Origin of the sequence: Arthrobacter sp. zg-Y238 (assembly GCF_024385525.1) — a bacterium.
Classification (GTDB): domain Bacteria; phylum Actinomycetota; class Actinomycetes; order Actinomycetales; family Micrococcaceae; genus Arthrobacter_B; species Arthrobacter_B jinronghuae.
Window position 1 is genome coordinate 670,473 of the sequence record NZ_JANFLU010000001.1, and the last position, 14,488, is coordinate 684,960.

At 67.1% G+C, this 14,488-nt stretch carries 13 protein-coding genes; 11 read left to right on the forward strand and 2 right to left on the reverse strand.

Translation table 11 applies throughout. From position 1 onward, the window contains the following. The first annotated feature begins 156 nt into the window (after positions 1–156). The 4 genes from NNX38_RS03355 to NNX38_RS03370 all read left to right on the forward strand — a co-directional run bounded on the left by NNX38_RS03355 (position 157) and on the right by NNX38_RS03370 (position 4,200). Complete coding sequence (locus NNX38_RS03355; RefSeq protein WP_255796721.1) at positions 157–1,206, forward strand: iron-siderophore ABC transporter substrate-binding protein; 1,050 nt, start codon at positions 157–159, stop codon at positions 1,204–1,206. A gap of 143 nt (positions 1,207–1,349) precedes the next feature. Beyond that, positions 1,350–2,585, forward strand: coding sequence for a mechanosensitive ion channel family protein (locus tag NNX38_RS03360; protein ID WP_255796722.1), 1,236 nt, complete (start codon positions 1,350–1,352; stop codon positions 2,583–2,585). Positions 2,586–2,696: 111 nt separating this feature from the next. Then, a complete protein-coding gene (locus NNX38_RS03365) occupies positions 2,697–3,008 on the forward strand; it encodes a PRC-barrel domain-containing protein (protein WP_255796723.1) in 312 nt (103 codons plus the stop codon). Between the two features lie 118 nt (positions 3,009–3,126). Continuing rightward, on the forward strand, positions 3,127–4,200 hold the full coding sequence (locus tag NNX38_RS03370; RefSeq protein WP_255796724.1) for a YihY/virulence factor BrkB family protein: 1,074 nt from the start codon (positions 3,127–3,129) through the stop codon (positions 4,198–4,200). Positions 4,201–4,281: 81 nt separating this feature from the next. Here the strand turns inward: NNX38_RS03370 and NNX38_RS03375 are convergent, their stop codons facing one another. Further along, on the reverse strand, positions 4,282–5,661 hold the full coding sequence (locus NNX38_RS03375) for an APC family permease (protein ID WP_255796725.1): 1,380 nt from the start codon (positions 5,659–5,661) through the stop codon (positions 4,282–4,284). Positions 5,662–5,726: 65 nt separating this feature from the next. Between NNX38_RS03375 and NNX38_RS03380 the strand changes: the two genes are divergently transcribed. Next, positions 5,727–6,704, forward strand: coding sequence for an NAD(P)/FAD-dependent oxidoreductase (locus NNX38_RS03380; protein WP_255796726.1), 978 nt, complete (start codon positions 5,727–5,729; stop codon positions 6,702–6,704). 7 nt (positions 6,705–6,711) lie between these two features. On the opposite strand, the gene NNX38_RS03385 is transcribed toward NNX38_RS03380, so the two are convergent. Then, positions 6,712–7,758 carry an NAD-dependent epimerase/dehydratase family protein gene (locus NNX38_RS03385; RefSeq protein WP_255796727.1) on the reverse strand — a complete coding sequence of 349 codons (1,047 nt, stop codon included), beginning with the start codon at positions 7,756–7,758 and terminating at the stop codon, positions 6,712–6,714. A 129-nt stretch (positions 7,759–7,887) separates the two neighbouring features. On the opposite strand from NNX38_RS03385, the gene NNX38_RS03390 reads away from it, so the two are divergent. The 6 genes from NNX38_RS03390 (at position 7,888) to NNX38_RS03415 (ending at position 14,386) form a co-directional block, all read left to right on the forward strand. Then, positions 7,888–8,946 (forward strand): glutathione S-transferase family protein, encoded by a 1,059-nt coding sequence (locus tag NNX38_RS03390; protein ID WP_255796728.1) that lies wholly within the window; start codon positions 7,888–7,890, stop codon positions 8,944–8,946. Between the two features lie 155 nt (positions 8,947–9,101). Then, positions 9,102–10,190 (forward strand): FecCD family ABC transporter permease, encoded by a 1,089-nt coding sequence (locus tag NNX38_RS03395; protein ID WP_370646357.1) that lies wholly within the window; start codon positions 9,102–9,104, stop codon positions 10,188–10,190. Further along, entirely contained in the window at positions 10,187–11,260 is a 1,074-nt protein-coding gene (locus tag NNX38_RS03400; protein ID WP_370646354.1) for a FecCD family ABC transporter permease, read from the forward strand. Before NNX38_RS03395 ends, NNX38_RS03400 begins: the two co-directional genes overlap by 4 nt. Position 11,261: 1 nt before the next feature. Further along, positions 11,262–12,173 (forward strand): ABC transporter ATP-binding protein, encoded by a 912-nt coding sequence (locus NNX38_RS03405; protein WP_255796730.1) that lies wholly within the window; start codon positions 11,262–11,264, stop codon positions 12,171–12,173. Between the two features lie 110 nt (positions 12,174–12,283). Further along, positions 12,284–13,285, forward strand: coding sequence for a siderophore-interacting protein (locus NNX38_RS03410; protein ID WP_255796763.1), 1,002 nt, complete (start codon positions 12,284–12,286; stop codon positions 13,283–13,285). Positions 13,286–13,357: 72 nt separating this feature from the next. Then, positions 13,358–14,386, forward strand: coding sequence for an iron-siderophore ABC transporter substrate-binding protein (locus NNX38_RS03415; RefSeq protein WP_255796731.1), 1,029 nt, complete (start codon positions 13,358–13,360; stop codon positions 14,384–14,386). Positions 14,387–14,488 lie beyond the last annotated feature (102 nt).

The following is a 14,488-nucleotide window of genomic DNA, read 5'->3' on the forward strand; positions in this document are numbered from 1 at the left end:
AGGCGCGCAGACGGGGTCGGAGGGGCAATTACAGTGCGCCGGATGGATTACGAAAGATTAGCGTTGCGTAATTGGGGAAAACCTAGGCTAACCTTACTTTTGGATCCGCGACCGCCGGGTCCGTTCCGTCCGTTTGAGTGATCCAAGGAGCCCAACATGGCCCTGACCCGGATGCGCCGCGTCGCCGCTGCGGCCGCCGTCGCCGTTCTGTCCCTTTCCGCCTGCTCCACCGGTGCTGCGGGGGAAAATGAATCCTCCGGCAGCGCTGCGGCTGCGGAAGACCAGTTCCCCGTAACCATTAAGCATGCCTTCGGTGAGACCACCATCGAAGGCGTTCCCGAGCGGGTAGCCGCGGTGGCCTGGGCCAACGCAGAAACCGCACTGGCACTGGACGTGGTTCCCGTGGGGATGCCGCTGATCGAGTTCGGCGGCAATGACCAGGGCACCACCCCGTGGATTGACGAGGCACTCGAAGACCTGGATGCTCCCATCGGGTCCGAAAACGCTCCGGTGCAGTACTCCGAGGCTGACGGCATTGCCTTCGACGACGTCGCCGCCACCGACCCCGACGTCATCCTCGCCGCGTACTCCGGCCTGTCCCAGGAAGACTACGACAAGCTGAGCAAGATCGCTCCCGTGGTCGCCTACCCCGAAACCGCGTGGGGCACCTCCTGGCAGGACACCGCCACCATGATCGGCGAAGCCCTCGGCAAGAGCGACGAAGCCGAGCAGCTCGTGGCGGACACCGAGCAGGCCATCACCGACAAGGCGGACGAATACCCGCAGCTCGAGGGCAAGTCCTTCATCTACGGCAACCTCGCCCCGGGCGCGGAGAATTCCGTCTACACCGCCCTGGACAACCGGCCCAAGTTCATGGAATCCCTGGGCCTCACCATGGCGCCGGTGGTCGCGGAGAACACCAAGGGCGACGAGTTCTACATCCCGTGGTCGGATGAAAACCTCAACCAGCTGGATTCCGACATCTTTGTCAGCTGGGTGGCCAGCGACGAGGTTGCGGACAGCATTGCCTCCGATCCGCTGCTGGGGCAGATCCCCGCGGTCAAGAACGGCGGCCTCGTGGCCGACGCCGACCCGACGCGCGTCTTCTCCACCTCGGCCATCAACGTGCTCAGCATCCCCTATGCCCTGGATAACGTGGTGCCGATGATCGCCGACGCCGCGACGGCAGCCGACGAAGCGAAGTAGGACCCGTTACAGCTCCCTTCTCCAAAAAGGTACGGCGGACACCCCGGAATCCTCCGGGGTGTCCGCTGTTTAACCGCCCGGCAGGCATAATCCGCCCGGCCCGCCGCGGGACCTGATTGGACAGCCACCCACGGCTGTTTGCAATGATCGATTCCATGGAAGACCTGCTCTCGCTTGCTGTCAGCTTCAAACCTCTCTTTGCCGTGCTGGTGGCAGTGGGTGTCGCCCTGATCCTGGCCCGGATCCTGCGGGAGGTGGTCCATCGGGCCTTCCGGAAGACGCCGGGCATCCGGGAAATCACCGTGAAGGCCCGCAACCCGCTGCGGCTGGGGCTCTCGCTGATCGGCGCGCGGATTGCCCTCGGAGCCACCGCAGCCGGCACCTTGTGGCTGCCGGCGGTGGACTACGTACTGGTGCTGGGACTGATCGGTGCCGTGGCGTGGCTGGCAGTGGTCCTGCTGCTGGTGATCGAGGCCATGATCCTCACGAAGTACAGCACGGACACCCGGGACAACCGCAGGCTGCGGCGGTTGAAGACGCAGGTGATCCTGGGCAGGCGCGTGGGCATCGCAGTGCTGATCATGCTGGCCGTTGCCTGCGTGCTGCTGACCATTCCCGAAGTGCGCGCACTGGGTGCCGGCATCCTCGCCTCCGCCGGCGTACTCTCCATTGTGGCCGGCCTCGCCGTGCAGGGGACGCTGACCAATGTTTTCGCCGGGATGCAGCTGGCCTTCACCGACGCGATCCGGGTGGACGACGTCGTCGTGGTGGAAGGCGAGTGGGGCACCATCGAGGAAATCACCATGACCTACGTGGTGCTCCACATCTGGGACGACCGGCGCCTGATCCTGCCCTCCACCTACTTCACCACCACACCGTTCCAGAACTGGACCCGCCGCCAGTCGGACATCCTGGGCACGGTGGAACTGGACCTGGACTGGCGCGTACCGGTGGGGGACCTGCGCATCCTGCTGAAGGAAATCCTCGCGGACACCGACCTGTGGGACCAGCGCACCAGCGTGCTGCAGGTGACGGACGCCGTGAAGGGCATGGTGCGGATCCGCATCCTGGTCAGCGCAGCGGACAGCGGAACCCTGTTCGACCTGCGCTGCCTCATCCGCGAAAGCATGGTCGCCTATCTGCAGGAATGGCATCCGGAGGCACTGCCGCGCCAGCGGTGGGAAGAAGTCCGTCCCGCCGGCGCCGCCGTGCACAGCGGCCCGCGCGCCGCGTCGGTTCCCCGCAACGAGGACACCAGCGACTCGCAGCTTTTCACCGGAAGCATCGATGCCGTGGAGCGCCGGGTGAACTTCTCCGGCCCCGGTGAAGAGGTCTTTGCCGAACGGGAGGGAAACGCCGTCGACGACGAACGGCGCTGACTTCCCCGCCTCCCGCCGGGCGGTACGCCCGCAGGTGTTGACAGCGGGCCGCGCGCCGGGCGGCAATAAGAACCCCGGCAGTTCGGCCGGGCCGGCGAAAGGGACGAGACAATGGCGGATGCATTTACGCTCCACGAAATCCAGGGCTCCAGCGTCTGGGCCAAGGACGGCGAGCGGCTGGGGCTGGTGGGCGAAGTGCATCTGGACCGCGCCACCGCCGAGCCTGTCTGGATCACGGTTGACCTGGGCCTGTTCGAAACCGAGGAACACTACGTTCCGCTCACCGGTGCCCGCCGCGACGGGCAGGACATTTTCGTGAACTACTCCAGGGAGCAGGTGTCCCACTCGCCCGGGGCGAACCCGGAGAATCCGCTGAGCCCCGCAGAAGAGTCCGTCCTGATGGATTATTACCGGCTCCGCTGAGCTCCGCCGGGTTCCGCTGACGTCCAAGGGATCCGGGAGCGGCGCGGGATCCCTTTGTTGGTAAGAACGCTTACTAATACGATGGGGGTCAGAACATCCATTCCAGCAGGAGGCCGCAGTGGCACAGGACACCAACAGCAAAGCCGAGACCGCACCCAGTCCGGACGATGCCAGCAAGCCCGATAAACCCACCGAGGTTTCCAAGCCCAGTTGGAAGTACATCCTCAAGAAGACAGTCCGCGAGTTTTCCAAGGACCAGTGCACCGACCTTGCAGCGGCACTGACCTACTACACCGTCCTGGCGATCTTCCCGGCCCTGCTGGCGCTGGTCTCCATTCTCGGCCTGGTGGGCCAGGCCGAAAGCACCACCGAGGCCCTGCTGGACCTCGTGCGGCAGTTCGCTCCCGGTGAAGCAGTCAACGTAGTGGAAGGGCCGATTGCCCAGCTGACCTCTTCCAGCGCTGCCGGCCTCACGCTCATTATCGGTATCCTGGGTGCCCTCTGGTCCGCCTCCGGCTTCGTGAAGGCGTTTGGCCGTTCCCTGAACCGCATTTACGAAGTCGAGGAAGGCCGGCCCGCCTGGAAACTGCTTCCCACGCAGCTGCTTGTGACCCTGGTCCTGGTCCTGATGGCCGCCGCACTGATGCTGATGCTGGTGATTTCCGGCCCGATCGCCGAAGCGATCGGCAATGTCATCGGTCTGGGCAGCGAAGCGGTAACCGTCTGGAACATCGCCAAGTGGCCGGTCATGGTGATCTTCGCGGTGCTGATCATCGCAGTCCTCTACTACGCCACCCCGAACGTCAAGCAGCCCAAGTTCCGCTGGATGAGCATGGGCTCGCTGATTGCGCTCGTGATCCTGGCGATCGTGACCCTTGGCTTCAGCTTCTACGTCGCCAACTTCGGCAACTACAACGCCACCTACGGCGCCATCGGCGGCGTCATCGTCCTACTGCTGTGGATCTGGCTGGCCAATGTGTCCCTGCTCTTCGGCGCGGAGTTCGACGCCGAGGTGGAACGCGGCCGCGAACTGCAGGCCGGCATCCAGGCCGAGGAATCCGTGCAGCTTCCCCCGCGCGATACCCGTCAGACGGAGAAGCGCCAGGAACAGGAAGAGAAGGACATCGCCGAGGGCCGGAAGCTGCGCCAGCAGCATGCCGGCAAGGACTACGACGACGACCTGCACGAGTAAGCCTTAGCGCACTGTAAAGCCGCGCAAACTCAAAAAACCGCCCCGGACCAGCTGGTCCGGGGCGGTTTTTGCGTGCCGGAACTACTGCTCTTTCGATTCCACCGGGCTTTCCATCGACTTGCCCGCACCGCGGCGGCCCTTGGCGCCGAGGTTCTTGCCCTTGGCCAGGAACCGGGCTCCGAACAACAGCAGCCCGATCAGCATCAGGGCACCCGCCCGCAGCCACACGGTGCCGTCCTGCTGGGTCAGCAGCAGCAGGCAGGAGGCAATGGCGAGGTATGGCACCACAATCGGGGCCTTGAAATGCTTTTCCTCCACCTTGTCCTTGCGCAGCACAATCACTGCGACGTTGGTGCTCAGGAAGACGAAGAGCAGCAGCAGGACCACGGTCTCGGCCAGTGACGCCAGCCCGCCGGTCATGGTCAGGATCATGGCGACGGCGGTGGTGGCGATGATGGCCACCCACGGGGTCCTCCGGTTGGGCAGCACCCGGCCGAAAACGGCGGGAAGCAGCCCCTGCTCGGACATGCCGAAGGTCAGCCGCGAGGACATGATCATGGTCAGCAGGGCGCCGTTGGCCACGGCGACCAGGGCCACCAGGCTGAAGAGCCAGTCCGGTACGCCGAATCCGGTGGCGCTGACGACGTCGAGCAGCGGGCCGGAGGATCCCGTCAGGTCCGCGGTGGGCAACGCAATCGAGGCAGCCAAGCCAATCAGGACGTAGACGAGACCGGCGGTGAGCATGGCTCCGAAAATGGCCTTCGGGTACACCCGGCGGACGTCGCGGACCTCTTCGGCAACGTTGGCCGAAACCTCGAAGCCCACGAAGGAGTAGTACGCAATGACGGACGCGCCAAGGACGGCGGTGCCGGGATTCACGCCTACCGGGAATTCGGTGATCTGCTCGGGGTACCCCTCGCCCTGGCCCAGCATCAGGCCAACCAGCACAATCACCAGGACCAGCCCGGAGAGCTCGATAACGGTCATAACCACGTTGCTGCGCACCGATTCCGAAATGCCGCGGGCGTTCAGCAGCGCCACCAGCAGCAGGAACACGATGGCTGCGGGAACGGAGGGTACGTCGAGGAACGGGCTCAGATAGTCACCGGTGAATGCCAATGCCAGTCCGGCGGCACTGGTCACGCCGGCGGCGAGCATGGCGAAACCGACCAGGAACGAAATGGCCGGAACCTTGAAGGCGCGCTGGGCGAACACCGCTGCGCCGCCGGCCTTCGGGTACTTTGTGACGAGTTCGGCATAGGAGGCGGCGGTCAGCAGTGCGAGGACCAGGGCGACCAGCAGCGGCACCCAGATGGCACCGCCTACTTCACCCGAAACTTCGCCCACCAGGGCATAGATACCCGCACCAAGTACGTCGCCGAGGATGAACAGATACAGCATGGGGCCGGTGATGCCCTGCTTGAGTTTGGAGGCAGGCTTTTCCTGCGTCGTTTCTTCCATAGGGAAAGTCTATGCAAGATAGTAAGAATGCTGATGATTCCCCTGCCATCCTGTAAAAATTAGCTATGACCAGTTCTGAATCTTCCCCTTCTGCTCCCGAGTACGACGTTGTTATTGTGGGCGGCGGCATAGCCGGACTGACCGCTGCGCTGGTCCTGGGGCGGGCCCGCCGCCGGGTGGTGGTGCTCGACGCCGGCTCCCCGCGCAACGCTCCTGCCGGCCATGTTCATGGTTTCCCCACACGTGACGGCATGCCGCCCGCCGAACTGCTTGAGCTCGCCCGCGCCGAGGTCCGCGGCTACGGCGTGGAACTGGCGGAGGCCACGGTGGCCTCCGTGGACGCCTCCGGTGCGGTCAGGACCGGCGACGGCGGCGAGTTCCGCGGCCGGCAGCTGATCCTGGCCACCGGACTGCGGGACGTCCTGCCGGACATCGAAGGCCTGCGCTCCCGGTGGGGCCGGGACGTGCTGCAGTGCCCCTACTGCCACGGCTACGAAACGGTGGACAAAAAGCTGGCCGTGCTGGGAACCGGGGAAACCTCCATCCAGCAGGCCCAGCTGGTCCGCAGCTTCTCCGAGGACGTGGTGCTGGTGCTGCACGGGGACATTTCCCTCAGCGAAGAGGATGCCTCCGGCCTGGCTGCCATGGGTGTCCGGGTGGTGGACGGCACGGTGGCGGAGCTGAGCGTCGAGAACGATGCCTTGGCGGCCCTGGTGCTGGCCGACGGCCAAACAGTTCCCTGCGAAGCGCTGTTCCTGGAGCCCGCAGCCGAGATGGACGCCGGGCTGACCGAGCATCTGGAAGTGGACGACGACGGCTGCATTGTCACCAACGAGCTGGGGCGGACCAGCCAGGAACGGATCTGGGCCGTGGGCAATGCCACCGATCCCTCCGCCCAGGTGGTCGCCGCCGCCGGAGACGCGTACCGGCTGGCAGTGGTGGTCAACGCCAAGCTGCTCGAAGAGGATCTCGGACTGGCGGTCGCCGCCGCACGCCCGGCAGCAGGCATGGTCGAAGCAGCGGACCTGCGCGCAGCGGTCTAGATACCGGCTAGGGGCGCACCTGGCTGCGGGGTGCCAGCAGCGGAGAGCCGGCCACCCCGTCGCCGGTGCTCATCCCGTCCAGCACGAACTTCAGGGACTCCAGCGAGGTTCTCCGCGGCTGCCAGCCCAGCTCTTCACGTGCCCGGGTGGTGTCCATTACCGGCACACCGGCGGCCAAGTCGATCCAGCCCGGATCCGAGGCCTGCAGATGCGCCGCCCAGGTCAGGCCGACGACGGCGCGCACCACTTTCACGGGCACGTTCAGGACCCGCTTGGCGCCCAGCACCCCGGCCAGGAGCTCGGGCGTGATGACTGGATCGGCGGCAATGTTGAAGGCACCCTCCGCCCGCTGGTCCACCACGCGCCAGTAGGCGTCGGCCATGTCATCGGCGTGGACCGCCTGGAAAACAAACTCGCTGGGCAGCGGGATCAACGGCAAGCGGAGCTTGTTGAGGATGAACTTGGGGATCACCCGGCCCACAAAGTAGACGCCGATCTCGCTTCCGGCGTCGGAGGAGAAGACCAGCCCCTGCCGCAGCCGGGCCACGGCGATCTCCGGGTACTCCAGTTCGAACCGGTCCAGGAGCGCTTCCTGCTCGCCCTTGTGCCTGCTGTAGTGCGAGCTGGCGATGCCGCGCGCCGGCCAGGATTCATCCGTCAGCCGGTCTTTCGGAGCCGGGCTGTACGCACCCACCGAGGAGGCGCAGACAAACTGCCGGACCCCCGCGGCGGCCGCCGCGGCCAGCGCATTCTCCGTGCCCTTGACGTTGACCCGGTGCAGTTCGGCTTCGTCGCGGTTGGGCTGGATCAGCCAGGCAAGATGGATGACCGCATCGGACCCGCGCAGCGCCTCGGTCAACTTGTCCACGTTGGCGGCATCGCCGACGTCGATGCTGTGCCACTCGACGTTGATGTACGGAGGCAGCGAGGTGTCCGGAATCCGGCGGGCAATCCCCACCACCTCCAGGTCACCGCGTTCGCTGCGGGCCTCGGCCAGCCGGCGCAGGATAGCCGTTCCAACGTTTCCGGTTGCTCCGATAACCGCTACTCGCATGGTCCAGATCCTTCCGTTGCACTGCTGCCGGCACTGGACTCGACTCTACCGCCGCGCCCGTTTTCCGGCAGCCCCCAGGCGCATCGGCAGACCGCCTGCGGGAGGGCGGAACGCGTTAGTCTGGAGGGCATGACCACTCAGGGATCAGCCCCGGCGGACAGCTCCGCGCACAGCACCAAAGGCGCCTATGTCACCGGCGGCACCGAATACACGCGGGACACGAACTACATCGAAACCCGAATCACCAGGGACGGCCGGGACGGCTATCCCGTGGAGGCCGGACGGTACCGGCTGGTCGCAGCCCGTGCCTGTCCGTGGGCCAACCGGACCATCATTGTCCGGCGGCTGCTGGGCCTGGAGGGCGCCATCTCGCTGGGCCTGCCCGGGCCCACCCATGACGCGCGCAGCTGGACCTTCGACCTGGATCCGGACGGCCGGGACCCGGTGCTGGGCATTGAACGGCTGCAGGAAGCCTTCTTCCGGCGGGTCCCCGGCTATCAGCGCGGGATTACCGTCCCGGCGATCGTGGACGTTCCCACCGGTGCCGTGGTGACCAACAACTTCCCGCAGATCACCCTGGACTTCTCCACGGAGTGGAAGGAGTTCCACCGCGAGGGCGCCCCGGACCTGCTGCCCGCGGAGCACCTGGAGGAAATGGAACAGGTCAACAAACGGATCTTCACCGAGGTGAACAACGGGGTGTACCGGTGCGGGTTCGCCGGCTCGCAGGAAGCCTACAACGCGGCCTATGACCGGCTGTGGGCAGCGATGGACTGGCTGGAGGACCGGCTCTCTCGGCAGCGCTACTTGGTGGGGGACACCATCACCGAGGCGGACGTCCGGCTGTTCACCACCCTGGTGCGCTTTGATCCCGTCTATCAGGGGCACTTCAAGTGCAACCGGAACAAGCTGACCGAGATGCCCGCCCTGTGGGGGTACGCCCGGGATCTGTTCCAAACACCCGGCTTCGGGGACACCGTCGATTTCGAGCAGATCAAGGCGCACTACTACATAGTCCACGAGGACATCAATCCCACCGGGATTGTGCCCAAGGGTCCGGACCTGTCCAACTGGCTTTCGGAGCACGGCCGCGAGGAGCTGGGAGGCCGGCCCTTCGGCGACGGAACCGCACCTGGGCCGGTGCGCGAATCGGAACGGGTTGCCCCGGGACACGGCGCCGAGAGGTAACCCGCGGCAGGCGTCCTAATACGCAACATAAACGTTTCTTAAAGGCAGCAACCATAGGCTAGCCTTACTTAAGAAATTGCCCGTTGCCCTAGGGAGGTGCCTACGTGAGCGTTGCCGCACGCCCGTCAGGCGTTCCCCGCCAGCGCGGCTCCCGCGTGCACCTCACCGAAGCGCATTCCTCCGCCGGCAAGACTGCCGGTCCCGGCACTGAACCTGTCGTTTCCGGCCCGGATACCGCTGGAAACCGCGGATCCGGACGACGTGCCGGCCTGCTTCTCCTGACTCTTGCGTTCCTTGCCGTGGCATGCGCCGCATCCGTCGCCATCGGCGCCCGGCCGGTTGCCCCCGGCACTGTCTGGGATGCCTTTACTGCCTTCGATCCGGCCAACGGAGACCACGCGGTAGTCCACTCCCGCGTCCCGCGTACGGTTTTGGGCCTGGTCACCGGCGCCGCCCTCGGCCTGGCCGGTGCGGCCATGCAGGGCGTAGCCCGCAATCCGCTGGCAGACCCCGGCATCCTGGGCGTCAACGCGGGTGCTGCGTTTGCGGTGGTGGTGGGCATCTACATCTTCGGCATCACCAACCTCAACGGTTACATCTGGTTTGCCTTGGCCGGTGCTGCCGGAGCCGCCGTCGTCGTTTATCTGGTGGCGAGCCTCGGCCGGGAAGGCGCTACGCCGGTCAAGCTGGCCCTGGCCGGCGCCGCGCTCAGCGCCGGGCTGATGTCCCTGCTCAGCGCCGTGCTGGTCTCCAGCCAGCAGACCCTGGACACCTTCCGGTTCTGGCAAGTGGGCAGCGTGTCCGGCCGCGACTGGGACACCATTGCCGCGGTGCTGCCGTTCCTGGCGGCCGGCGCCCTGATCTCCGTCTTCGCCGGGCGGGCCCTGAACGGCCTGAGCCTGGGCGACGACGTTGCCCGCGGGCTCGGCCAGCGCGTCGGACTCACGCGGGGGATCACCGCCCTCGGCGTAGTGCTGCTGTGCGGCGCGGCCACCGCAGCGGCCGGACCCATCGCGTTCATCGGCCTGGTCATCCCGCACGTGGTGCGTAGTTTCACCGGCCCGGATTACCGCTGGATCCTGCCCTTCTCCATGCTTCTCGCCCCGGCACTGCTGGTCACCGCCGACGTGGTGGGCCGGGTCCTGCTGCCCCCGGGGGAAATCCCCGTGGGGGTCACTACCGCCGTGATCGGCGCGCCGGTCTTCATCTGGCTCGTGCGGCGGCGGAAGCTGGCCGAGCTGTGAGCACCGCCGTGGAAACTCCCCGCGGACCCCGCGCCGCGCCCGCCGGTGCGGCAGAAGCGGTCCGGGCCGCCCGGCGGCAGGGACGACGACGCCGGGTCCTCGTCCCGTCGCTGCTGGCCGCCTCGGTGTTCGTGCTGTTCGCGGTCTACGTCCTGCTGGGCACCTATACCTTCACCATCCCGGATTTCTTCCGGATCCTGTTCGGCGAGCAAATCCCCGGCGCAAGCTACATCCTGATGGAGAGCAAGCTTCCCCGGGCCGTCATCGGCACCTTGATCGGCGTGGGGTTCGGGATCGCCGGGGCGGTATTCCAGACGCTGCTGCGCAACCCCCTGGCCAGCCCGGACATCATCGGCATCAGCTACGGGGCCAGTGCCAGCGCGGTGTGTGCAATCGTGCTGTTCGGCGCCGCCGGGACCACGGTGTCCGTCGTCGCGCTGGTAGGAGCGCTGGTGGTGGCCATGGCCATCTACCTGCTTTCCCGCCGCGGCGGTGCCGCCGGTTACCGGCTGGTGCTGGTGGGCATCGGCTTCGCCGCCGTAATGCAGGCACTGGTGAGTTTCCTGCTGACCCGGACGGACATCCGCACCGCCTCCGAAGCGCTCGTGTGGCTCAACGGTTCCCTGAACAACAGCAGCTGGGACCGTGCAGCGGTGCTGGCCGCCTTCCTGCTGGTGCTGCTTCCCGCCGCGGCCGTGCTTGCCCGCAGCCTGCGCGGACTGGAACTCGGTGACGACGCCGCTGCCGGCCTCGGCATCCGCGTCGAAACAGCGCGGCTGGCCCTGATCATCGTCGGCGTCGGCCTGGCCGCCGTCGCCACCGCGGCAGCGGGCCCGGTGGCCTTCATCGCGTTCCTCTCGGGCCCCATCGCCCGCCGGCTGATGGGCGGGGAAGGCACGCTGCTCACCGCCGGACTGGTCGGTGCCTTCATTGTCCTGGCCGCGGACTTCGTCGGCGCCAACCTCATCCCCGGCGTCACCCTGCCCGTGGGTGTGGTGACCGGCGCCCTCGGGGCACCTTTTCTTCTGTGGCTGCTGGTCACGTCAAACCGCGTAGGCCAAGGAGGCTGACATGGAGAACCTGCTTTCCGCTGAAAAGCTGGAGCTCGGATACGACGAGCGCAAAGTGGTGGACTCGCTTTCGCTCACCCTCCCCGCCGGGAAAATCACGATCATCGTCGGTGCCAACGCCTGCGGGAAGTCCACGCTGCTGCGGGGACTGGCCCGGCTGCTGAAGCCCACCGCCGGCACCGTCTACCTGAACGGCAAGGACATCTCCGCCGTGCCCAGCCGGCAGGTGGCGCGCACGCTCGGACTGCTTCCGCAGACGCCCACCGCCCCCGAGGGGATCACGGTGGCGGATCTGGTGGGCCGCGGCCGCTACCCCCACCAGGGCTGGTTCCGGCAGTGGACAGCCGCCGACGATGACGCGGTGGCAGCGGCGCTTGCCGCCACGGACACGGTGGACCTGGCCGGACGCAGCGTGGACGAGCTCTCCGGCGGCCAGCGCCAGCGGGTCTGGATTGCCATGGCCCTGGCACAGGAAACGGACATCCTGCTGCTGGACGAACCCACCACCTTCCTGGATGTCACCCACCAGATCGAGGTCCTGGACCTGATTACCGACCTCAACCGGCGGGCCGGCACCACCGTGGCCATCGTGCTGCATGACCTGAACCTGGCAGCCCGTTACGCGGACCACCTGGTGGCGATGAAGGACGGGAAGATTGCCGCAGAAGGCGCCCCGGCCGACGTCGTAACCGAGGAGCTGGTGGGCAGCGTTTTCGGGCTTGCCTCGCGCGTGATCCCGGACCCGGTGTCCGGCACGCCGATGGTCGTCCCGCTGGGACGCCACCACAGCGCCGCTCCGGAAGCGGAGGCGGAACCCGAACCGGAACCCGAAAAACCACAGGGCTACCTGCCCAACCCGGGGGACGGCCAGCGCCGGTCCGACATCAACGAGCCCATGGAGGCCGCATCATGACGCACGTCCGCTCCGCCAACGGGGCAACTGCCGCGTCCGCTGCAACCGCCCCGGCGGACCCCGCCGTCCCCGCGCGCACGGGCCGCCGGGCCCGCAGCGCCGGGGCCGTGATGTCCTTCGACGTTGAGGTCAAACGGATTGTCCGGGTGGGCGCCAACTTCCAGCGCGTCACCTTCGCCGGTGCCTGCCTCGCCGACTTCGGCGTGCAGGGACTGACCCACGACCTGCGGATCAAGGTGATTGTGCCCTGCGTCGACGCGGCCGGCACCTCCCTGCCGCTGCCGGACCTCTCCACGCTGGACGCCGGCTGGTACCAGGACTGGCTGAAGCTGGATCCGGCCACCCGCGGCTGCATGCGCACCTACACCGTCCGCGGTGCCCGCTGCTCCGGACCAGAACCGGAGATCGACGTCGACTTCGTGATGCACTTCGACGAGGACGGCAAGGGCGGGCCGGCCTCCAGCTGGGCGGCCTCCGCAGAACCCGGGGACCGGGTCTGCATCATCGGGCCGAACGTCGCCCAGTGCGTCACGGCCGAGTCCTACGGCGGCATCGAATGGCGTCCCGGCATGGCCCGGCACGTGCTGCTCGCCGGTGATGAAACGGCCGTACCGGCCATCACCGCGATCCTGGAGTCGCTGCCCGAAGACGTCACCGGCCACGCCCTGATGGAAATTCCTTCCAGCGGTGACCGCCAGGAGATCAGCACCAACTCCGGCGTGCAGATGATCTGGCTGGCCCGCGGCTCCCGGCCGCACGGGGAACTGCTCGACGCCGCGGTGCGGCAGGTCGTGGCGCTGCCCGGCTGGGCCTCGGTGGAGACCGCCGACGGCGAACCGTTCCGTCCCAGCCCCACCTTGCGGGAACCCGAGGAAGTCAACGTGGACGAGGCCATCCTGTGGGAAACCCCGCAGCGGCTCGATCCTGCGGTGGTGGAAGCCTCGCGGAACCCGCACGCCCCGTCCGGCGCCCTTCCCTTCTACGCCTGGATTGCCGGCGAGGCCGCCGTGGTGCGCGGCCTGCGCCGCTATCTGGTGCGCGACGTCGGGATCGACCGTAAGCAGGTGGCCTTTATGGGCTATTGGCGCAAGGGCCGCGCCGAGCTTTCCTAGCGAATCCCGCACCCGATTTTTTGTTTGACGGGCCTGCCACACGGCGGGCCCGTCCTCCTGAGAGGAAGAACCATGAAAAGAACTCCGATTGCCGCTGCGCTGGCGGTCCCTGCGGTCCTGCTGGCCCTGAGCGGCTGCGGTGCAGACGCGGGGGACAGCCCGGAGGCCGGGTCAAGCACCGCAGGGTCGGAGCACTTTCCGGTCACCATCGACTCCGCCCTGGGGCAGGCCGTGATTGAGGAAAAGCCCGAACGCGTGGTCACCATCGGCTGGGGCTCCGCGGACACCGCCGTCGCGCTGGGCACCACGCCGGTGGGCGTGGAAGAAGTCACCTGGGGCAACGACGACCACGGCAACTACCCGTGGGTCAGCGAAGCCATCGAGGAACGCGGCGACGATTTCCCCGCCACCTTCACCGGGGGACAGGACATTGACATTGACGCCATTGTCGCCTTGGAGCCGGACCTGATCCTGGCCCCGAACTCCGGCATCACCCAGGAGGACTTCGACATCCTCAACGATCTCGCTCCCACCGTGGCCTACCCGGAGCAGGCATGGAACATCAGCTGGGATGACCAGATTTCACTCATCGGCAAGGCCCTGGGCGAACCGGAAGCGGCGCAGGACGCGGTTGACGGCATCGGGCAGTCGCTGGCGGACAGCGCGGCCGAGCATCCCGAGTTCGCCGGCAAGACCTTCGCCTACGTCTGGGGCGGCGGCGCCCCCGGTTCGCTGGTGCTTTACAACGAAGGGGATGCACGCGTGGATATCCTCACCGCGCTGGGCATGACCGTGGCCCCCGAGGTGCAGGACATTCCCTCGAGCGAGGGAAGCTTCACCTCGGACCTGGGGCTGGAGAACGCCGGCAAGCTCAACGACGTCGACGTGCTGTTCACCTGGTACAACGACGAAGCCGAGCAGCAGCGCACCGAAGAGCAGCGGCTTTTCGCGCAGATTCCCGCCGTTGAACGCGGCTCCGTAGTGCGCAGCCTGGACCGCCAGGTCGGCATGGCCTCCAGCTTCCTGACGCCGCTGAGCGTTCCGTGGGTCCTGGATCGGTTCGAGCCGATGATTGAAGAAGCAGTTGCCAAGGTCGACTAATTCGACGCCTGTCTTGGTTCCGGCGCAGGCCGGAAACCCGGGAGCGGGCCGGGGCGGTGGGCCCGCCCCCCGGCGGGCGGCCCGGGGGGGGGCCGCGGGCGG